Source organism: Kitasatospora sp. NPDC001664 (genome assembly GCF_053596675.1).
In genome coordinates this window covers 1-18,453 of record NZ_JBSFGS010000008.1, presented here as the reverse complement: position 1 = coordinate 18,453, position 18,453 = coordinate 1, and the positions used below count along the sequence as shown (strand labels likewise).

19 protein-coding genes are annotated in these 18,453 nt (G+C 74.0%); 10 read left to right on the top strand and 9 right to left on the bottom strand.

Features of this window, described 5'->3' with window-relative positions; genetic code table 11:
- The first annotated feature begins 66 nt into the window (after positions 1-66).
- The 5 genes from ACWCYY_RS13195 to ACWCYY_RS13175 all read left to right on the top strand — a co-directional run bounded on the left by ACWCYY_RS13195 (position 67) and on the right by ACWCYY_RS13175 (position 2,860).
- Complete coding sequence (locus ACWCYY_RS13195; protein WP_345286961.1) at positions 67-222, top strand: DUF4177 domain-containing protein; 156 nt, start codon at positions 67-69, stop codon at positions 220-222.
- Complete coding sequence (locus tag ACWCYY_RS13190; RefSeq protein WP_345286959.1) at positions 222-686, top strand: RidA family protein; 465 nt, start codon at positions 222-224, stop codon at positions 684-686. The genes ACWCYY_RS13195 and ACWCYY_RS13190 overlap by 1 nt, the downstream gene beginning before the upstream one ends.
- A 231-nt stretch (positions 687-917) precedes the next feature.
- Positions 918-1,763, top strand: coding sequence for an NUDIX hydrolase (locus tag ACWCYY_RS13185; protein WP_345286957.1), 846 nt, complete (start codon positions 918-920; stop codon positions 1,761-1,763).
- Positions 1,764-1,856: 93 nt separating this feature from the next.
- Complete coding sequence (locus ACWCYY_RS13180; protein WP_345286955.1) at positions 1,857-2,042, top strand: hypothetical protein; 186 nt, start codon at positions 1,857-1,859, stop codon at positions 2,040-2,042.
- Complete coding sequence (locus ACWCYY_RS13175; protein ID WP_345286953.1) at positions 2,039-2,860, top strand: MBL fold metallo-hydrolase; 822 nt, start codon at positions 2,039-2,041, stop codon at positions 2,858-2,860. The genes ACWCYY_RS13180 and ACWCYY_RS13175 overlap by 4 nt, the downstream gene beginning before the upstream one ends.
- Before the next feature lie 67 nt (positions 2,861-2,927).
- Here the strand turns inward: ACWCYY_RS13175 and ACWCYY_RS13170 are convergent, their stop codons facing one another.
- The 5 genes from ACWCYY_RS13170 to ACWCYY_RS13150 all read right to left on the bottom strand — a co-directional run bounded on the left by ACWCYY_RS13170 (position 2,928) and on the right by ACWCYY_RS13150 (position 8,663).
- Positions 2,928-3,602 (bottom strand): Crp/Fnr family transcriptional regulator, encoded by a 675-nt coding sequence (locus ACWCYY_RS13170; protein WP_030288117.1) that lies wholly within the window; start codon positions 3,600-3,602, stop codon positions 2,928-2,930.
- A gap of 197 nt (positions 3,603-3,799) precedes the next feature.
- Positions 3,800-4,228, bottom strand: a complete 429-nt coding sequence (locus tag ACWCYY_RS13165) for an SRPBCC family protein (RefSeq protein ID WP_449796074.1) — start codon at positions 4,226-4,228, stop codon at positions 3,800-3,802.
- 101 nt (positions 4,229-4,329) lie between these two features.
- Positions 4,330-4,818 (bottom strand): carboxymuconolactone decarboxylase family protein, encoded by a 489-nt coding sequence (locus tag ACWCYY_RS13160; protein ID WP_345286947.1) that lies wholly within the window; start codon positions 4,816-4,818, stop codon positions 4,330-4,332.
- A gap of 71 nt (positions 4,819-4,889) precedes the next feature.
- Complete coding sequence (locus ACWCYY_RS13155; RefSeq protein ID WP_449796073.1) at positions 4,890-5,852, bottom strand: sigma-70 family RNA polymerase sigma factor; 963 nt, start codon at positions 5,850-5,852, stop codon at positions 4,890-4,892.
- Between the two features lie 135 nt (positions 5,853-5,987).
- A complete protein-coding gene (locus ACWCYY_RS13150) occupies positions 5,988-8,663 on the bottom strand; it encodes an ATP-binding protein (protein ID WP_449796072.1) in 2,676 nt (891 codons plus the stop codon).
- A gap of 389 nt (positions 8,664-9,052) precedes the next feature.
- Here ACWCYY_RS13150 and nth point away from each other — a divergent pair, with 389 nt between their 5' ends.
- The 4 genes from nth to ACWCYY_RS13130 all read left to right on the top strand — a co-directional run bounded on the left by nth (position 9,053) and on the right by ACWCYY_RS13130 (position 12,877).
- Positions 9,053-9,931 (top strand): endonuclease III, encoded by an 879-nt coding sequence (gene nth, locus ACWCYY_RS13145; RefSeq protein ID WP_449796071.1) that lies wholly within the window; start codon positions 9,053-9,055, stop codon positions 9,929-9,931.
- 11 nt (positions 9,932-9,942) lie between these two features.
- Positions 9,943-10,593, top strand: coding sequence for an NUDIX hydrolase (locus ACWCYY_RS13140; RefSeq protein WP_345287266.1), 651 nt, complete (start codon positions 9,943-9,945; stop codon positions 10,591-10,593).
- A gap of 211 nt (positions 10,594-10,804) precedes the next feature.
- On the top strand, positions 10,805-11,989 hold the full coding sequence (locus tag ACWCYY_RS13135) for a MarP family serine protease (RefSeq protein WP_345286939.1): 1,185 nt from the start codon (positions 10,805-10,807) through the stop codon (positions 11,987-11,989).
- Positions 11,990-12,175: 186 nt separating this feature from the next.
- Positions 12,176-12,877, top strand: a complete 702-nt coding sequence (locus tag ACWCYY_RS13130; RefSeq protein WP_449796070.1) for a metal-dependent hydrolase — start codon at positions 12,176-12,178, stop codon at positions 12,875-12,877.
- 13 nt (positions 12,878-12,890) lie between these two features.
- Here ACWCYY_RS13130 and ACWCYY_RS13125 read toward each other — a convergent pair whose 3' ends face one another.
- The 4 genes from ACWCYY_RS13125 to nhaA all read right to left on the bottom strand — a co-directional run bounded on the left by ACWCYY_RS13125 (position 12,891) and on the right by nhaA (position 16,473).
- Positions 12,891-13,109 carry a hypothetical protein gene (locus ACWCYY_RS13125; protein WP_345286935.1) on the bottom strand — a complete coding sequence of 73 codons (219 nt, stop codon included), beginning with the start codon at positions 13,107-13,109 and terminating at the stop codon, positions 12,891-12,893.
- Between the two features lie 240 nt (positions 13,110-13,349).
- Entirely contained in the window at positions 13,350-14,309 is a 960-nt protein-coding gene (locus tag ACWCYY_RS13120) for an alpha/beta fold hydrolase (protein ID WP_345286933.1), read from the bottom strand.
- A gap of 231 nt (positions 14,310-14,540) precedes the next feature.
- Positions 14,541-15,017 carry a phage holin family protein gene (locus ACWCYY_RS13115; RefSeq protein WP_345286931.1) on the bottom strand — a complete coding sequence of 159 codons (477 nt, stop codon included), beginning with the start codon at positions 15,015-15,017 and terminating at the stop codon, positions 14,541-14,543.
- A gap of 157 nt (positions 15,018-15,174) precedes the next feature.
- Positions 15,175-16,473, bottom strand: coding sequence for a Na+/H+ antiporter NhaA (gene nhaA / locus ACWCYY_RS13110; RefSeq protein WP_345286929.1), 1,299 nt, complete (start codon positions 16,471-16,473; stop codon positions 15,175-15,177).
- A 402-nt stretch (positions 16,474-16,875) separates the two neighbouring features.
- On the opposite strand from nhaA, the gene ACWCYY_RS13105 reads away from it, so the two are divergent.
- Positions 16,876-18,045, top strand: coding sequence for a serine hydrolase domain-containing protein (locus tag ACWCYY_RS13105; protein WP_345286927.1), 1,170 nt, complete (start codon positions 16,876-16,878; stop codon positions 18,043-18,045).
- Positions 18,046-18,453: the final 408 nt, after the last annotated feature.

Sequence of the window (18,453 nt, the reverse complement as noted above, 5' to 3'; positions counted from 1 at the left end):
TGACCCCTGACGGAGAACCGACGGCGGGCGACGGTCCGTAGGTGAAATGGCACTAGAGTCGGGGCCATGACCAAGTGGGAATACGTCACCGTGCCGCTGCTCGTCCACGCCACCAAGCAGATCCTGGACACCTGGGGCCAGGACGGCTGGGAGCTCGTCCAGGTCGTTCCGGGCCCGAACCCGGAGCAGCTGGTGGCCTACCTGAAGCGGGAGAAGATCTGATGGGCAAGGTCGAGGAGAAGCTGGCCGAGCTCGGCCTGACCCTCCCCGAGGTGGTGCCGCCGGTCGCCGCGTACGTCCCGGCGATCCGCTCCGGCGAGTACGTGCTGACGGCCGGTCAGCTGCCGATGGTGGCGGGCAAGCTGCCCAGCACCGGCAAGGTCGGCGCCGAGGTCACCGCCGAGGAGGCCAAGGAGCTGGCGCAGGTCTGCGCGCTCAACGGCCTGGCGGCGATCAAGTCCGTGATCGGTGACCTGGACAAGTTGGAGCAGGTCGTCAAGGTGGTCGGCTTCGTCGCCTCCGCCCCCGACTTCACCGGCCAGCCGGGTGTGATCAACGGCGCCAGCGAGTTCCTCGGCGAGGTGCTCGGCGCGGCGGGCGTGCACGCCCGGTCGGCCGTGGGCGTCGCGGTGCTGCCGCTGGACGCGCCGGTCGAGATCGAGTTCCAGGTCCGGGTCCGGGACTGACGTACCGGTCGTCGTCCTCGAACGGACGGCAGGGCAGCGGCCTCAGGGGCGCGAGGAACTGCGCGGGTCGGAAGGCGGCTCATCTGCAACTGAGGGCACGTCAGCCAGTTGCACGTGCTGCCGTTCCCCTGCGCGCAGTTCCTCGCGCCCCTGGGCCGCTGCCTTCCGGAGCCGCTCCGGACAAGTGACAGGCCCTGCCGGAGGCGCTGCGACGGCCGGTAGCATCCGGCCATGATGTCGATGCCGCCGTCGTGGCCAGCACGGATCCGGGCCCTCGCCGCGGGTGAACTCACCCCGCCGGTCCCCAAGCCCTCCGCCACCGTGGTCCTGCTGCGGGACGGTGAGGACGGCCCGGAGGCCTACCTGCTGCGCCGCCGGACCTCGATGGCCTTCGCCGCCGGGCAGTACGCCTACCCGGGCGGTGGGGTGGACCCGCGCGACGCCGAGGGCGGCTACGGCTGGGCCGGCCCGTCCCCCGCCGAGTGGGCGGAGCGGCTCGGCACGGACGAGCCGACCGCCCGGGCCGTGGTCTGCGCGGCGGTGCGGGAGACCTTCGAGGAGGCCGGGGTGCTGCTCGCCGGTCCGGACGCGGAACGGACCGCCGATCCGCGCGACTGGTCGGAGGAGCGCGCCGCGATCGAGCGGCACGAACTGGCCTTCGCCGACTTCCTCTCCGCCAACGGCCTGGTGCTCCGCTCGGACCTGCTGGCGCCCTGGGCCCGCTGGGTGACGCCGGAGTTCGAGGAGCGCCGCTTCGACACCTGGTTCTTCGTGGCCGCGATGCCGCCCGGGCAGCTGGCGGCCGAGACGGTCGGCGAGGCCGACCGGGTCGCCTGGCTCTCCCCGGCCGAGGTGGTCGAGGGCTACGGCGAGGGCCGCTACCGGATGATGCCGCCCACCGTGACCGTCCAGCGCGAGCTGCTGACGGTCCGTTCGGCGGCCGGGGCGGTGGCCGCCGGGGCCGACCGGAAGGTGGTACCCGTGCTGGGACGCGCGGAGACTTCGGGGGATCGGCTGACAGTTCGCTGGCCGGGGTATGAAGAGCTGACCATCGAAGGTATTTTTCCTCCCGAGTAGCCGTCACGATCTCCCGAAGGGACCGTGGGAGGCCGGACGCCGCTCGCCCGAAACCCCGAGAAGCACCAGCTCACACCCAGGAAGGACGATCCGATGACCCACAACGACGTGGCTCGCCGGTCGGCGCTCACCGACAACACCCTCACCGCGCGTCCGCTGACGCTCCGTTCGCTGGCCGGCCGGGCGGCCGACCGCGTGCCGGAGGAGCCGACCCTGCGGCGCCTGGAGCGGCAGCTGCCCCTGCGCAGCCTGTACCGGGTCAGCGAGGGCGGCCGGTGACCGGTCTCCTCCCGGGTGACCCCGCCGACGGGATCGGCGGCGGGGCCACCCCCCGGGCGTTCTGCGTGCTCGCGCCGAACCCCTCCCCGATGACCCTGGACGGCACCAACACCTGGCTGCTCTCCGAGCCCGGCTCCGACCTCGCGGTCGTGGTGGACCCGGGCCCGCTGGACGAGGGCCACCTGCGCCGGGTCGTCGACACCGCCGAGCAGCAGGGCAAGCGGATCGCGCTGACCCTGCTCACCCACGGGCACCACGACCACGCCGAGGGCGCCGCCCGCTTCGCCGAGCTGACCGGCACCGACGTCCGCGCGCTCGACCCGGCCCACCGGCTGGGCTCCGAGGGGCTGCGCGGCGGCCAGGTGATCGAGGTCGGCGGCCTGGAGGTCCGGGTGGTCGGCACCCCCGGGCACACCGCGGACTCCCTCACCTTCCACCTCCCCGCCGACGGCGCGATCCTGACCGGCGACACCGTGCTGGGCCGGGGCACCACGATGGTCGCCCACCCGGACGGCCGGCTCGGCGACTACCTGGACTCGCTGCGCCGCCTGCACACCATGGCCGCCGAGCGCGGCGTGCGCACCGTGCTGCCGGGCCACGGGCCGGTGCTGGCGGACGCGCTCGGCGCCGTCGACTACTACCTGGCCCACCGGGCCGCCCGGCTGGCCCAGGTGGAGACCGCCGTGGAGGCGGGGTACCGGACGGCCGAGCAGGTGGTGGCCAAGGTGTACGCGGACGTGGACCGCGCGCTCTGGCCGGCCGCCGAACTCTCGGTGCGCGCCCAGCTCGCCTACCTGGAGGACCACGGCCTGATCTGACGGGCCGCCGGACAGCGGAAAGGCCCCCGCGGACCGAAGAGGTCCCGGGGGCCTTCCTGATGTCGCGTCAGCGCGAGCGGCGGGAGAGGCGCTCGACGTCCAGCAGCACCACCGCGCGGGCCTCCAGCTTCAGCCAGCCGCGGCCGGCGAAGTCGGCCAGCGCCTTGTTGACCGTCTCGCGGGAGGCGCCGACCAGCTGGGCCAGCTCCTCCTGGGTGAGGTCGTGGGCGACGTGGATGCCCTCCTCGGACTGCACGCCGAAGCGGCGCGACAGGTCCAGCAGCGCCTTGGCCACCCGGCCGGGCACGTCGGAGAAGACCAGGTCGGACATCACGTCGTTGGTCCGGCGCAGGCGGCGGGCGATGGCCCGCAGCAGCGCGATGGAGACCTCGGGACGGGCGTGCAGCCAGGGCTGGAGGTCGCCGTGGCCGAGGCCGAGCAGCTTCACCTCGGTCAGCGCGCTGGCGGTGGCGGTGCGCGGGCCCGGGTCGAAGAGCGACAGCTCGCCGATCATCTCGCTGGGGCCGAGCACGGCCAGCATGTTCTCCCGGCCGTCCGGCGAGGCGCGGTGCAGCTTCACCTTGCCCTCGGCGACGACGTAGAGGCGGTCGCCCGGGTCGCCCTCGTGGAAGAGCGACTCGCCGCGGGCCAGCGTCACCTCGGTCATGGAGGCACGCAGCTCGCCGGCCTGCTCGTCATCGAGAGCCGCGAACAGCGCGGCACGCCGCAGAACGTCGTCCACGTGCTTCCTCCTGCTGGTGGTGGATGGTGCATCCGGTCATGACTTGCATCACCAAGGATGACGCATGTCGCTCCGATCATATGAGGAGGGGTGCTGGCCGGGGGTACGGTACGGGGCCATTTGTACTCATCACGGCCGGTCGGCTACCGCCGTGAGGGTTCGTTCACCCGTACGCCGCAGCGGTGGCGCCGGACCCTTCACCCCGCCAGGTGGGCGGCCAGGCGGTCGAGCGAGGAGTTCAGGCCGGCCTCGGCCCGCGGGCCGAGGTACTGCGGCGGCACCTCGGTCTGGTGCAGCCGGACGGCCGTGCGGCCGTCGCCCAGGTCGGTGAGGTGGATCGCGCTGCGCATCGTGGTCCCCCGGACCCGGAAGACCAGCAGCTCCGGCTCGGTGACGGTCTCGAAGACGGCGTCGAGCGGGAAGCTCCGGTCCGTCCCGTCGACCACCATGGTGCTCTCGAACCGCCCGCCCGCGAACGGCTCGATGGTGACGCTCTCCAACGGGACGTGGGTGCCCTCCGGGCCCCAGAAGTCCACGAAGCGCTCCGGGGTGACGTAGGCGTGGAAGACGTCCGCGCGGTCGGCCCGGAGGACGCGGTCGATGGTGAGCTCGCCGAGGTCGGTCATGTCGTACTCCCTGTGTCGCGGGGCTCCGGACGAGCCCTCGCAGGGGTGGACCGCCGACCTCGGCCGGACTCATCGGTCCCGGCGGAGGTTCTTCGGCGGGTTCACTCCCACTGGCGCTGGGCGAGCGAGGTGACGGGCATCGGCTTGCCGATGACGGCCAGCGCGACGAAGAAGTTGATCTGGCCGATCGCGATGGTCAGGGTGGCCATCGCCTTCTCGTCGTGGTGCGCGGCCACCTCGGCGTACAGCTCGTCGGTGACCCGCTCGCGTCCGGGCGGGGCGGGCTGCAGGGTCGCCTCCACCAGGGCCAGGGCGGCGCGCTCGGCCGGGGTGAAGCAGAGCGCGTCCTGCCAGGAGGAGACGGCGGTGATGCGCTCCTCGGTCTCGCCGGCCTTGCGGAGGAAGCCGGTGTTGAGGGTGGTCAGGTAGGTGTTGTGGACGATCTGACCGGCCCTCAGGTGCACCAGGTTGATCGTGGTCCGGGGCACCGAGCGGTTGCCCGTGGCCTTGAAGAGGGCGGTGCTGACCTCGGCCAGCTCGGGGACGAACCGGCCGGGGTCGGGCATCCGGGAGATCGACTGCGCGGTCATGACGGGGTTCCTCGTCTCTGTCGGGGCCTTCACCACACCGACGGACGGGAGCGCGGAAGTGTGACGGCCGGTCAGTCGTCCAGGCGGGGCGGCAGGCCGAAGAGCGGGAACAGCGCGTCGGTGTCCAGGAAGTTGTTCAGCCCGGTGATCCGGCCGTCCCGGACGTCGAGCACCTGGAGCGCCCAGGGCAGGAAGCCGCCGGCCGGGTCGGGGCGGTACTGGGCGAAGGCCGGGGCGCCGTTGGCGGAGACCGGGAGCAGGCGGGAGCCGCGGCAGCCGCCGCCCGGGCCGTGCAGCCAGAGCAGGTACTGGTCCAGGCCGCGGAGCCACATCTCGAACGGCGGCATGGAGAGGACCACGTCCTCGTGCAGCAGGGCGGCCAGCCGGTCCAGGTCGAAGCTCTCGAAGGCGGAGACGAACTTCTCCAGCAGCTCGCGCTGGCCGGGGTCGAGCGGCGCGGCCGGCTCGGCGTCCGCCCCCGGCTGCGCGGCCAGGGCCGAACGGGCGCGCTGCATCGCGCTGTTGACCGAGGCCACGGTGGTCTCCAGCAGCTCCGCCACCTCGGCCGCCGACCAGCCCACCACCTCGCGCAGGATCAGCACCGCGCGCTGCCGGGGGGCCAGCCGCTGGAGCGCCGCGACGAACGCCAGCCGGACCGACTCGCGCTGCGCGGCCAGTTCGGCCGGGTCCCCGGCCAGCACCCAGGCGTCCGGCACCGGGCCGATCCAGGTGACCTCGGGCAGCTGGGTCCCGTACGCCTCGGCGACCGGCACCGGGCCGGTGAGGTCCATCGGCCGGGCCCGCTTCTGACGGCCCTTCAGGGCGTCCAGGCAGACGTTGGTGGCGATCCGGTACAGCCAGGTGCGGAGTGCGGCCCGGCCCTCGAAGCCCCGGTGGCCGCGCCAGGCGCGGATCATCGTCTCCTGCACGGCGTCCTCGGCCTCGAAGGCCGACCCCAGCATCCGGTAGCAGTAGCCCGTGAGCTCCCGCCGGTACCCTTCGAGCTCCTGCTCGACCTCCGCCGTGACCGCCATCCGGTCCCCCCGTCGCCGCTGTCGACCTGCTGATCGGTCGACCGCCGACGCTACCCCAGCGCTCCGACGGGGCGCGGCTCCGGTCAGCGGGCCGGGTCAGCGGGCGAGGTCTGGGGGCCGTGTCAGCGGGCGAGGTCAGCGGGCCGGGTCCGACAGTGCGGCGTGTGCCCGGTCGGCCAGGCCGTCGGCCCCGCAGCGCCGGGCCAGTGCCAGCCCCTCCTCGAAGCGGGGCCGGGCCTCGGCCGGGCGTCCGGCCCGGGCCAGCGCCGTGCCGAGGTCGACCAGGGCAAGGGCGTGCTCGTAGCGGGCGGGGGAGTGCTCCAGCCGCCGGACCGCCTCCTCCAGGAGGGGCAGCGCGCGCGGCCCGTCGTGCACCGCGGCGGCCAGCCGCAGGGCGCTGCCCACCGCCGCGCCGGGGCCGAACTCCTCGGCGCGGCGCACCGACTCCTCGGCGAACTCCCTTGCCCGGTCCGGGTCCTGGGGCAGCAGGGCGAGGGCCAGGTGGCCGGTCCAGGGAGCCCAGACCGGATTGCGCCAGCCACGGGCGTCCAGGGCCGCTCCGGCCCGGGTCAGCGCTTCGACGGCCGCGGCGGCGTCGCCCCGGGCGAGCAGCAGCCGGCCGTACAGGGTCGGGGCGTCGGGCAGCACCATCACCGTGGGGAACGGCGGCTCGAAGGCGTACCGCCGTGCGAGGTTCCAGGCCTCCTCGGGCCGGCCACGGGCGAGCAGCGTGTCGGCCAGCACCCCGACGGCGAACCACTGCAGCGGGATGCCCGGCGCGATCCGCTCGGCGATCCGCAGCGAGCGCCGCAGCAGCTGCTCGGCCTCGGCGAGGTCGCCGCAGCGGAAGTGGAGCAGGCCGGTCAGGAACAGCGCGAACCCCAGGTGCCCACCGCTCCAGCCGGCCACCTGGTAGGCCAGCACCGCCTCGTCGAACAGGGCCCGGGCCCGGTCCGCCCGGTCCGCGTAGAGGTAGGCGATGCCGAGCACACCGGGCAGTTCGAAGCCCCAGGTGGTGTTGGTCCAGCCGAGCTCGGAGGGGAGCCGACCGTCCTCCAGGACCCACTCCGCCAGCGCGACCGCCCGGGTGGCGTCGCCGCCCCGGAGGACCAGCTCCCAGCAGCGCAGCACCGAGACGGCCGGGTCCGTCCCGTCGGCCCGGGCGTGGCTCCGGGCGTACTCCTCCAGGCGCCGGAAGCGGTCGGGCCCGTCCACCTCCTCGGCCTGGAACGCCGCGAACATCAGCGCCGCCACCTCCAGCCGCCCGCGCCCCGGTCCGGGGGCGGTCCGGGCGGCCTCCTCGGCGCAGGCCGCGGCGGCCTCGCGCAGCCGGTTGCTGTGGGCCAGTGCCTGGGCCAGCCGGAAGGTGGCGTCCACCCGGAGCGCGGCGGTGAGCCCCGGCTCCTCGTCCAGGGCCAGCCGGAGCTGGTTCACGGTGGTGGCCGGGTCGGTCAGCAGCGCCGAACAGCCGAGCTCGTACAGCACCGCGGCGCGCTCCGTCCCGTCCGGCGGCTCGCTCATCGCCCGTCGGAGGCAGCGCTGCGCCGCCTCGGGGGCGCCGGTGGCCAGGTGTTCGGCGGCGGCCCGGCGCAGGCGGTGCACCGTCTCCGGGTCGCCGTCGGGCAGCGTCTCCAGCAGGTGACGGGAGGCGGCGAGCAGGCCCAGGCCCGCGTTCTCGATCGCAGTGGCGGCGACGCCGTGCATGCCGGTGCGGACGGCGGGCGGAATGGACCGGTAGACCGAGGTGGCGATCAGCGGGTGGACGAACTCCAGCCGCCCGTCGGCCGTGCTGGTCAGCACGCGCTGCCGGCGCAGCTCGCGGACCGAGTCGGCGGCGGTGTCCGGCCCCTGGGCGGAGATGGCCGCCGCGAGGTCCGGGCGGATCCCGGTGCCGAGCAGCGCGGCCGCCCAGGCGAACCGGAGGGTGCTCGGCCCCAGCCTGGACAGCCAGTGGTCCAGCGTCAGGCCCAGGGTGTCCGAGGCGAGTTCGCGCAGCTGCCCGGCGTTGCCGGCGACCGGGGCCAGACCCTGCTCGTGCACCTCGCGCAGCAGCGCCCCGGTCGCGAACGGGTTGCCGCCGGTGACCGCCCAGACCTGACGGCAGAAAGCCTCGTCCGCCTGCTCCCCGAGCGAGTCGCGGACCAGGCCGGCCACCGAGTCCGGCCGCAACGGGCGCAGTTCGTGCAGCCGGTCGGCGCTCTCCCGGATGCCCCGCAGCAGGTCCGGGGTCCGGTCGGGCAACTCGTCGGACCGGTCGCGGCAGGCGGCCACCAGCAGCACCGGGAGCTCCCGGGCCCGCCCCGCGAAGGCGGCCAGCCAGCCGAGCGACTCCGGATCGGCCCAGTGCAGGTCGTCCACGACCACCACCAACGGCTCCAGCAGCCGGGCGAGTTGGACCAGGACGAAGTCCAGGCCGTCGCGGACGCCCTGCGGGTCGGGCGCCCCGACGGGCGGCAGCAGGCCGACGGCGGGGCCGACCACCTCGTGCCAGTGGCCGGTGACCTGCCGCTGCCCGTCCTCGCCCAGCCCGGCCAGCGCCGGCTGCAGCAACTGCCGCACCACGTGGAAGGGTTCGTTGCGACGGCGCTCGCCGCCCCGGGCGAACAGCACCGTGCAGCCCGCCCGCTTCGCCAGCCGGCGGACCTCGGTGACCAGCGCCGTCTTGCCGACCCCGGCCGGCCCGCCGTAGAGCAGCAGCCCGCCGATCCCGGCCGCCCCGGTGGGGTCGCAGAGCGCCCGGACCGCCTCCTCCGCGGCCCCGGTCTCCGCCTCGCGCTCGTACAGCGCGGCCCGTTCCTGAGCTGCCCCCACGGTGTCCCCCTCGGCGCCGGACTCTCCCCCCGGCCGAGGCTAGCGCCGCGCCGGTGTCGATGGGACGTACTTGCCGGTGCGGGCCCGGCACTCCTCCGCGGGCTGCCGTCAGCACGGGTGCCACCACGGGGATGCCGCCGTGCTCGTCCCGGAAGGGGGTGTCCACCACGCCCGGGGCGACGAGGGTGACGCCGACGCCGATGCCGTCCCCGGCCACCAGGAACCGGACGTTCTCGGCCAGGGCGTGCGCGGCCCACGTGGTGACGGAGTACATGGTGCCGGGCAGGCTGACCCTCGGCGCCGTGCTCGTGGGTGGTTGCCGGCCCCGTAGGGGTCGGTCGAGCCCGAGCCGGCCCCCGAGGCGGCCCGCCCGGCGTAGCCTGCGGAGCATGACTGAGAGCAAGGCCGGGAAGACGGCGGAGCCGAAGCCGGCCGTGAAGCGGGCGGCTGTGAAGCGGGCGGCCGCGAAGCCGGGGAAGCCGGAGACGCACCTGGGGATGGTGCGGCGGGCGCGGAGGATCAACCGGGCGTTGGCGGAGGTGTACCCGTACGCGCACCCGGAGCTGGACTTCGAGAACCCCTTCGAGCTGCTGGTGGCGACGGTGCTGTCGGCGCAGACCACCGATCTGAGGGTGAATCAGACCACTCCGGCGCTGTTCGCGAAGTACCCGACGCCGGAGGACATGGCGGCGGCGGTGCCGGAGGAGCTGGAGGAGGTCATCCGGCCGACGGGCTTCTTCCGGTCCAAGGCCAAGTCGCTGATCGGGCTGTCGATCGCGCTGCGGGACGACTTCGGCGGCGAGGTGCCGGGCCGGCTGGAGGACCTGGTGACGCTGCCGGGCGTCGGCCGCAAGACCGCCAACGTGGTGCTGGGCAACGTCTTCGGTGTCCCCGGGATCACCGTGGACACCCACTTCGGGCGGCTGGCCCGGCGGTTCGGCTGGACCGAGGACGAGGACCCGGTGAAGGTCGAGGCCACCGTGGCGGAGATCTTCCCCAAGTCGGAGTGGACGATGCTCTCGCACCGGGTGGTCTTCCACGGCCGCCGGATCTGCCACGCCCGCCGCCCGGCCTGCGGGGCCTGCCCGATCACCGCGCTCTGCCCCTCGTACGGGGTCGGCGAGATCGATCCGGAGAAGGCCGCGAAGTTGCTGAAGTACGAGAAGGGCGGCCAGCCGGGACAGCGGCTGAGGCCCCCGGCCGACTACCCTGGCGAACCCGCCCGTCCGGCGGGGTGGGTGTCCGTGGGGGAGGCTGAGGCGGAGTGACCGGTCGTCAGATGGTGCGGGTGGAGCGGGACGGGCTGCCGGAGTGGCTGGTGCCCGTGCGCGAGGCGGCGGAGACCGTCCGGCCGGAGCAGCTGAGCCGCTTCCTGCCGCCGGCCGAGGGCGGTCGCGCGTCGGCGGTGCTGGTGCTGTTCGGTGACGGTCCGTCCGGTCCCGACCTGCTGTTGATCGAGCGGGCCCGGGCACTGCGCTCGCACGCCGGCCAGCCCTCCTTCCCCGGCGGCGCGCTGGATCCGGAGGACGGCGATCCGCAGGGCGACGGCCCGGTGGCGGCCGCGCTGCGCGAGGCGGAGGAGGAGACCGGGCTTGACCCGAGCGGGGTGCAGGTCTTCGCCACCCTGCCCGCGCTCTACATCCCGGTGAGCGGCTTCGTGGTGACGCCGGTGCTGGGGTGGTGGCGGCGCGAGACGCCGGTCGCCCCGGTGGACCTGGCCGAGACCGGTGCGGTGTTCCGGGTGCCGATCACCGAACTGACCGACCCGGCCAACCGGGCCAGGCTGCGCCACCCCTCCGGGCACGTCGGCCCGGCCTTCGAGGTGGCGGGGCGGCTGGTCTGGGGGTTCACGGCCGGGGTGATCGACCGGGTGCTGCACTACAGCGGTCTGGAGCGGGAGTGGGACGCCTCCCGCACGCTGAGCCTCTGACGCCGGGTCACGGCCGGCCGGGGCCGTGTCCGGGGGTTCGGCCGGCGGCTCGGCCGGCGGCTCGGCCGGCGGCCCGGCCGGGGGCCCAGCCTGGGGCTCGGCCGGGGGCCCGATCGGGATCCGCGGCGGGACCGGCGGTTCTGCGGCGTCGGGATCCGGCTTTGTCCGGGCCTTCGGCCATTCGGGCGGCGACCCGTGGGAGGGTAGCCGGGTGAACGTCCTGGATCTTCTGCTGATCGTCGCCGCGCTGGGTTTCGCCGTCACCGGCTACCGGCAGGGCTTCGTGGTCGGCGTGCTGTCGGTGCTCGGTTTCCTGGGCGGCGGTCTGATCGCCGTCCAGTTGCTGCCGCTGCTGCTGCGCCACCTGGACCCCGGCACGGTGGCCTCGGTGGTGGCGGTGCTGGTGGTGATCGTCTTCGCGGCGGTCGGCCAGGCGGTCACCACGCACTTCGGGTGGAAGCTGCGCGGCCACATCGGCCGCCGCCCGGCCCGCACCCTGGACGCGATCGGCGGCTCCGTGGTCAACGTGATCTCGATGCTGCTGGTGGCCTGGCTGATCGGATCGGCCCTGGCGGGCACCTCGATGCCGACGGTCTCCAAGCAGGTCCGCAGTTCGCAGGTGCTCGGCGGGGTGCAGGCGACGCTGCCCGCCTCCGCGCCGAACTGGTTCCGCGACTTCACCCACGCACTGGCCAGGAACGGCTTCCCCCAGGTCTTCAACCCCTTCGAGCGGGAGCAGATCACCGAGGTCAGCCCGCCCGATCCGGCGCTCGCGGCCAGCCCGGTGGTGACCCGGGCGCGGCAGAGCCTGGTGAAGGTGGTCGGCACCGCCACCGCCTGCGGCAAGACCCTGGAGGGCACCGGTTTCGTCTTCGCCCCGCACCGGGTGATGACCAACGCCCACGTGGTCGGCGGCGTCGACGAGCCGACCGTGCAGGTCGGCGGCACCGGCAAGCTCTACGACGCCACCGTGGTCCGCTACGACTGGCAGCGCGACATCGCGGTGCTGGACGTCCCCAAGCTGGACGCACCGGCGCTGGAGTTCGCCGACGAGGCGAAGAGCAACGACAGCGCGATCGTGGCCGGCTTCCCGGAGAACGGTGCCTTCAACGTCCAGCCCGCCCGCATCCGCGGCCGGATCAAGGCCACCGGCTCGGACATCTACCACCGGGGTCAGGTGGTCCGGGACATCTACTCGATCCGCTCGCTGGTCCGTCAGGGCAACAGCGGCGGACCGCTGTTGAGCCCGGAGGGCAAGGTCTTCGGCGTGGTGTTCGCCAAGTCGCTGGACAGTTCGGACACCGGGTACGTGCTCACCGCCGCCGAGGTGCAGGGCGAGGCGGTGGCGGGCGCCTCCGCGACCGGGCGGGTGGACACCGAGGGCTGCGCGCTCTGACGGCCCCTCCGTCCGCCTCCGGCCCGGGGGCGGCCGGGGCGCGTCCGATCGCGTTCCCGACCTCCGCCGTTCTGCGGGCCGTGGCTGGTAGCGTCGCCCCGAGCTCACCCGTTCGGCTCAACTGCCGTGCGGGGCGGACGAGCCGACGACGGGTCAGCGAGCTGGGACGACGGAGGACGACCGGCCATGATGGGTCACTCGCACGCGGTCAGCGGGGCGATGCTGTACGCGGGCACCGCACCGTTCCTGGCGCCGGTGCTGTTCGACGTCCACCTGGCGCCCGCCGACGTCCTGATGGGCACCGTCCTGGCGGCCGGCGCGGCGCTGCTGCCGGACCTCGACCACCACGACGGCACCATCGCCAACTTCCTCGGCCCGGTCTCCCGGCTGCTCTGCCGCTTCGTGGCCTGGGCCTCCGGCGGACACCGGCACGCCACCCACTCGCTGCTCTTCGTCGCCCTGATGGGCGGGGGCACCTGGGCGGGCATCACCTACCTGGGCCGCAACTTCACCCTGGGCACGACGTTCTTCCTGCTCGCCCTGGCCATCCGGGCCCTGCGGCTGCACCCGCCCGGCGACGGTCCGACGATGTGGATCACCATCGTCGGTCTCTCCGTGCTCGGAACCGCCGGCATGGACACCTGGCTGCCCAGCGCCCCCGGCTGGCTCCCGTACGCGGTGGCCCTCGGCACGCTGGCCCACCTGCTGGGCGACTGCCTCACCAAGAAGGGCGCGCCGCTGCTCTGGCCGCACAAGGAGCGCTACGAGACGGTGCTGATCAAGCGCAGCGGCAACGCCGTGGAGACCAAGGTGCTGGTGCCGATCATGTCGGTGGCCACCTTCGTGCTGCTCTGGTTCACCGCCGTCTCGCCGACGGTCCTCAGCTAGCGCCTCCTCCGAACTAGCCCTCGCGGCGCAGGCGCGCCCCGACCCAGCGGGCGCGCCGCCCGAGGATGCGCGGGATTCCCAACGGGTGCTCGTCGCCGGCCTGGCGCTGACGGCCGATCCGGCTGTGGCCGTCGTACTCGCGCGGCCAGTCGACGGCTTGGGTCTCGGGGTAGGGGTACTGCGGGCTGTCGGCACGGCGGCGTCGGCGCGTGACAGCTTCGCGATCGGGCATCCAGGTCATACCGGATGGATGCCCGCGCTCCGGGCGGGCTAATCGCTACCGGATGGTCGCCTGGCCTATGCGATTGTCATATGAGTCTGCCGATATGAGACTCCGTCAGGACGGTCTGCGGGCTCCGTCGACCTCCGGACGGAGGCCCGCTGCTCCGTCAGGAACGTTGTCAGGTCGGGGCGTCGGGGGTGGATCTCGAGGCTGGACCTCGGGGCCGTCAGGGCCGGAGGGCAGGGCCCGTCAGGGCTGGTGCTCGCGCACCCAGGAGACCAGCTCCGCCGAGAACTGCTCCGGCACCTCCTCGTGCGGGTAGTGCCCGACCCCCGGCAGCAGCCGCCACCGGTACGGCGCCTCGACGTACTCCCCGGCGCCCAGCGCGGTGTGGGAGAGCAGCACCGGGTCGGCCGCGCCCTGGACGTGCAGGGTCGGCGCGGTGATCGGACGCTTCATCCGGCGGGCGAACTGGATGCCGTCCGGGCGGGCCATCGAGCGCAACAGCCAGCGGTACGGCTCGATCGAGCAGTGCGCAGTGCTGGGGATCTGGATGGCCTGCCGGTAGGCGTGCAGGGCGTCGGGGCCCAGCTGGTTGGGGCCGGTCCAGGCGTTCAGGTACTCGCCCACCAGGGCGCCGTCGTCCGCCACCAGCTTGCGCTCGGGCACCCAGGGGCGCTGGAAGCTCAGGACGTGGTCGAAGGCGGCCATCTGCCGACGGTCCGTCAGCAGCGCACGGCGCAGGTGGCGCGGGTGCGCGGCGGAGACCACGGTCAGGCTGCGGATCACCGAGGGCCGCATCACGGCCGCCACCCAGGCCAGCGAACCGCCCATCGCGTGGCCGACCAGGTGGGCCTGGCGCTCGCCCAGGGAGCGGATCACGCCGGTGATGTCGAGCGCCAGGTTGCCGGGGTCGTAGCCGCGCGGGGTGCGGTCGCTGCCGCCGACCCCGCGCAGGTCCAGCGCCACCGCCCGGAACCCGGCCTCGGCCAGCGCGGTCAACTGGTGCCGCCAGGCCCACCAGTACTCGGGCCAGCCGTGCACCAGCAGCACCAGTGGGCCCTCGCCGACCTCGGCGATGTGGAACCGGGCGCCGTTCGCCGCCAGGTCGCGGTGGGACCACGGCCCGGCCGAACGCAGCTCCCAGGGGGTCTCGGCGATCTCGACGGCTCTCGTTCCGGGGGTCGGCCTGTTGGCGGTCAGCGACATACCGAGAGCCTGTCACACCCGACGGCGGATCGGCCGCCCGGCACTCGGTCCGGCCGGCTTCCGGGTGGCGGACGGCGGATGGTGGACGGCGGGTGGCGGACGGCGGGTGGCTGGCGGGTGCCCCTGCTCGCGGTCGTCAGTTCGCGGCCTCGGCTCGGGCCCGTGCTCGGCCCCGTGCTCGGGCCGTCCGCTCAGGCCGTCCGCTCGCCGCTCGGGCCCTCTGACGGGGGCTCAGCGGATGCGGCCGAGGCCCCGGTCGATCTCCTCCTGGGTGGCCGGGCGCGGCCGGGCGTTCTTCAGCACGTCGGCGGTCTTCTGCGCGCCCTCGATGGTGCGGCGCGGCTTCTCGATCCGCTTGAACGAGCGCAGCGCCAGCAGGCCGAGCAGCACGGCCAGCAGCAGGTAGGCGCCGGCCACGATCAGGAAGGACCAGCCGAGCGAGAGCCCCAGCGCGTGCAGGCCGTACGCGGCGGCGGCGCTCAGCATCGGCACGGCGGCCAGCGCCACCACGCCCGCGACGATCAGCGAGACGCCGCCGGAGACACCGCGCTTCACGTCCTGGCGGATCTCGGCCTTGGCGAGCGCGATCTCGTCGTGCACCAGGGCGGAGAGGTCGGCGGTGGCCGCGGCGAAGAGCTGGCCCACCGAACGCTCGCCCTCGTAGGGCGCCCGTCCGTCGCCGATGGGGTCTGCGGTTCCTGCGGGCATCAGCGGGTCTCCTTCGGCTTGGGCTGCGGTCCTCGGCGTTCGGTACCGACAGCTCTGAATCATGCCTCTACCGGCCAGTCCGGCACCACTCCGGGGCACCCCGGGGGCGACGGCGTGTCACTCGTGAGGGTTCGACGGGTCGTCAGGTGGCTCGGCGTCAGGTCGCCTGCTGCTGGTAGACGTCCGGGATGCCGTCGCCGTCGGAGTCCCGGTCCTCCTCCTCGCAGAGCGCGCGGTAGTGCCGGTTGCGGAGCTTCAGCAGCACGGTGGCGATCAGCGCGCAGAGCAGCGAACCCACCAGCACGGCAGCCTTGGCCCGGTCGGCCAGCTCCGGGTCGCCGGGGAAGGCCAGCTCGCTGATCAGCAGCGAGACGGTGAAGCCGATCCCGGCCAGCACCGAGACCGCGAACAGGTCGGCCCACTTGAGTTGCGGGTTCAGTTCGGCCCGGGTGAAGCGGGCGGCCAGCCAGGTGCCGCCGAAGATGCCGACGGTCTTGCCGATCAGCAGCCCGAGCACGATGCCGAGCGGCGTCGCCTGGGTGAACACTTCCTCGAGTGCACTGCCGGACACCGTCACACCGGCGGCGAAGAGGGCGAACACCGGCACCGCGAAACCGGCCGACAGCGGCCGCACCAGGTGCTCGATGTGCTCGCCGGGGGAGACCTTCTCGCCCTCCTCCCGGTGGCAGCGCAGGATCAGGCCCATCGCCACGCCGGCCACCGTGGCGTGCACCCCGCTCTCGTGCATCAGTGCCCAGATCGCCACGCCCAGCGGCACGAACAGGTACCAGCCGTGGACTCCACGGCGGTGCAGGAACCAGAACAGCACCAGCCCGGCGAAGGAGAGCCCGAGCGCCCAGAACTTGATGCCCGAGCTGTAGAACACCGCGATGATCAGGATGGCGATCAGGTCGTCCACCACGGCCAGGGTGAGCAGGAACGCCCGCAGCGCGGACGGGAGGTGACTGCCCACCACCGCCAGCACGCCGAGCGCGAAGGCGATGTCGGTCGCGGTCGGGATCGCCCAGCCGGCCGGGTGACCGCCGGGCCCTGCGTTGGCCAGCGTGTAGACGACCGCGGGCAGCGCGACGCCGCAGGCCGCCGCCACCACCGGCAGTGCGGCGGCCGCGGGATTGCGCAGCTCACCGGCCACGAACTCGCGCTTCAACTCGATCCCGGCCACGAAGAAGAAGATCGTCAGCAGGCCGTCCTTGGCCCAGGCGTCCAGGGAGAGGTCGAGGTGGAGCGGCGCGGACGGCCCGACCGTGAACTCCTTGACGCTCTCGTACGCGTCCGGCCAGACGTTCGCCCAGATGAGCGCGGCGGTCGCGGCCAACAGGAGGAGGACTCCGCCCACGGTCTCGGTGCGCAGGGCGTCGGCGATGTACGTCCGCTCGGGGAGCGAGAGCCTGCCGAGGAGCTGACGGCGGGTCGGGGTGGGCGGCGGCGTGGCCACGGTGGCGGACCTCCAGGGCGGGGCGGCGGGGTGTGGCCACGGGCGTGGACACACGGGTGGTGTGGTGCCGACCAGACTTCCCGGCGCGCCTCGGAGATCTTGTTGTGTTTTTGACAGCTTATCGGGCTCGGTTCGGGAACCCAGAGGCGGCGTCCGGTTTGCCTATTTTATGAACGCCGCCACCTTCCGCTCGTGCACTCGGAGTGCGCTCCGACTGCCGTGGCACCGTTCCCGGGCACCGCCGGGGCGACGCAAGGGCACCACCCGGGGCGCGCTCGCCGTGCGCTGGACGTGCGCTCGCTCGAATGGCCGCAGCGTCGTGCGACGCTCCCGGGGCGTTCCTATGGTCAGGGCAGTGTGCCGCCCAGCAGGGGCGCCAGCTCGTCCCTCCGGGAGCACGTGATGGTCAGTCAGCAACCCTCTCCCATACCCGCCCCGTCCGCGCCGCCGCCCACCTCGCCGCTCTCCCCCGAACTCGCCCAGCTGCTCCGACCGCTCTTCAGCGGTGCGGCGCCGGGCGGCGGAATCGCCGTCGCCGTCATCCGGGGCGGCGAACGGACGGTGGTCTGCCGGGGTTACGCCGACCGCTCCGGCTCCCGTCCCGTCCGCGCCGACACCCGCTTCGCCCTCGGCTCCGTCACCAAGACCTTCACCGGACTGCTCCTCGCCGAGATGGTGGCCCGGGGCGAGGTCCGCTACGAGGACCCGATCGACCGCTACCTCCCGGCGGACGCGCTCCCCGGCTACCCGCAGGAGCGCCCGATCACCCTGCTCCACCTGGCCACCCACACCTCCGGGCTGCCCCGACTGCCGGTCGGCCTGACCCCGGCGGCCGTGCCGCGCTGGTTCACCGACCCGTACGCGAGCTTCAGCCGCCCGCACCTGCTCCGCGCACTGCCCCGAACGCCCGTGCGCGGCATGCCGGGTGCGCAGTACCGCTACTCCAGCCTCGGCTGCGGGCTGCTCGGCCTGGCCCTGGAGAACGCGGCCGGCCTGCGCTACGAGGAGCTGCTGGCGGGCCGGGTCTGCGGCCCGCTCGGTCTGGTCGACACCTCCTGCGCGGAGGACCGCGAGCCGTCCTCCGGCTACCGGCGCGGGCGTCGGGTCTCCTCCTTCCGCCTGCCCGCCCTGCCCGGAGCCGCCGCCCTCAGCTCGACGGCGGACGACATGCTGCGCTACCTCCAGGCCCACCTGGCGGTGGACGCGGTGCCGATCCCGGAGCGGGGCGGTGCGGCGGCGGCGCTGCGCTCGGCCCTGCGGGACGTCCGGCTGCCGCGGGTGGAGCGGCGTAGGGGCAGCGGGGGGAGGGGCGGGGTACGGATCGCCCTGACGTGGAACCAGCGGCCGGTGGAGGACGGCGAGTTGCTGTACCACTCGGGCTCGACCGGCTCTGCCCGCGGCCGGGTCGGGCGGGGCGACAGCGCCGGGAGCGGGGCGCCCTCGGCGGTCTTCGCGGGCTTCAATCCGGTGGCCCAGGTGGGGCTGGTGGCGATGGCCAGCACCCTCCCGGGGTTGCGGCGGCGCTTCACCCAGACCGCCTACGGGACGCTGCGCCGTCTGGCGGCGGGGTAGCGGGGGCTCCCTCGGGACCGAGGGCCGGTCCTGGTCGCGCTGGTCGTGCGGCCGCCCTGGCCGCCTTGGTCGGCCTGGTCGGCCGGGGCCTGGTCGGCCGGGGCCTGGTCGGCCGGGCGGTTCTGGTACTGCGGGTGGTCCTGGTGGTGTGGGTGGTCCTGGTGGTGTGGGTGGTCCTGGTGGTGCCCGGTGCCACGGGCACCACCAGGACCGTCCCCTCCGCCGGGGGCGCGGGCCTGGCGGAGCGTCAGCCCGTTGTCCCGGCGATCAGCCCTGGTCGTTGGCCGGGAGCTGCGACTGGATGGTGTTCATCACGGAGGCGTCGGCGAGGGTGGTGGTGTCGCCGACCTCGCGGCCTTCGGCGATGTCGCGGAGCAGGCGGCGCATGATCTTGCCGGAGCGGGTCTT

What these genes read in the sequence shown, in the direction of transcription:
- ACWCYY_RS13195 (WP_345286961.1), top strand. Translation starts at nt 67, where the DNA reads ATGACCAAGTGGGAATACGTCACCGTGCCGCTGCTCGTCCACGCCACC.
- ACWCYY_RS13190 (WP_345286959.1), top strand. Translation starts at nt 222, where the DNA reads ATGGGCAAGGTCGAGGAGAAGCTGGCCGAGCTCGGCCTGACCCTCCCC.
- ACWCYY_RS13185 (WP_345286957.1), top strand. Translation starts at nt 918, where the DNA reads ATGATGTCGATGCCGCCGTCGTGGCCAGCACGGATCCGGGCCCTCGCC.
- ACWCYY_RS13180 (WP_345286955.1), top strand. Translation starts at nt 1,857, where the DNA reads ATGACCCACAACGACGTGGCTCGCCGGTCGGCGCTCACCGACAACACC.
- ACWCYY_RS13165 (WP_449796074.1), bottom strand. Translation starts at nt 4,228, where the DNA reads ATGACCGACCTCGGCGAGCTCACCATCGACCGCGTCCTCCGGGCCGAC.
- ACWCYY_RS13160 (WP_345286947.1), bottom strand. Translation starts at nt 4,818, where the DNA reads ATGACCGCGCAGTCGATCTCCCGGATGCCCGACCCCGGCCGGTTCGTC.
- ACWCYY_RS13155 (WP_449796073.1), bottom strand. Translation starts at nt 5,852, where the DNA reads ATGGCGGTCACGGCGGAGGTCGAGCAGGAGCTCGAAGGGTACCGGCGG.
- nth (WP_449796071.1), top strand. Translation starts at nt 9,053, where the DNA reads ATGACTGAGAGCAAGGCCGGGAAGACGGCGGAGCCGAAGCCGGCCGTG.
- ACWCYY_RS13140 (WP_345287266.1), top strand. Translation starts at nt 9,943, where the DNA reads ATGGTGCGGGTGGAGCGGGACGGGCTGCCGGAGTGGCTGGTGCCCGTG.
- ACWCYY_RS13130 (WP_449796070.1), top strand. Translation starts at nt 12,176, where the DNA reads ATGATGGGTCACTCGCACGCGGTCAGCGGGGCGATGCTGTACGCGGGC.
- ACWCYY_RS13125 (WP_345286935.1), bottom strand. Translation starts at nt 13,109, where the DNA reads ATGCCCGATCGCGAAGCTGTCACGCGCCGACGCCGCCGTGCCGACAGC.
- ACWCYY_RS13120 (WP_345286933.1), bottom strand. Translation starts at nt 14,309, where the DNA reads ATGTCGCTGACCGCCAACAGGCCGACCCCCGGAACGAGAGCCGTCGAG.
- ACWCYY_RS13115 (WP_345286931.1), bottom strand. Translation starts at nt 15,017, where the DNA reads ATGCCCGCAGGAACCGCAGACCCCATCGGCGACGGACGGGCGCCCTAC.
- ACWCYY_RS13105 (WP_345286927.1), top strand. Translation starts at nt 16,876, where the DNA reads ATGGTCAGTCAGCAACCCTCTCCCATACCCGCCCCGTCCGCGCCGCCG.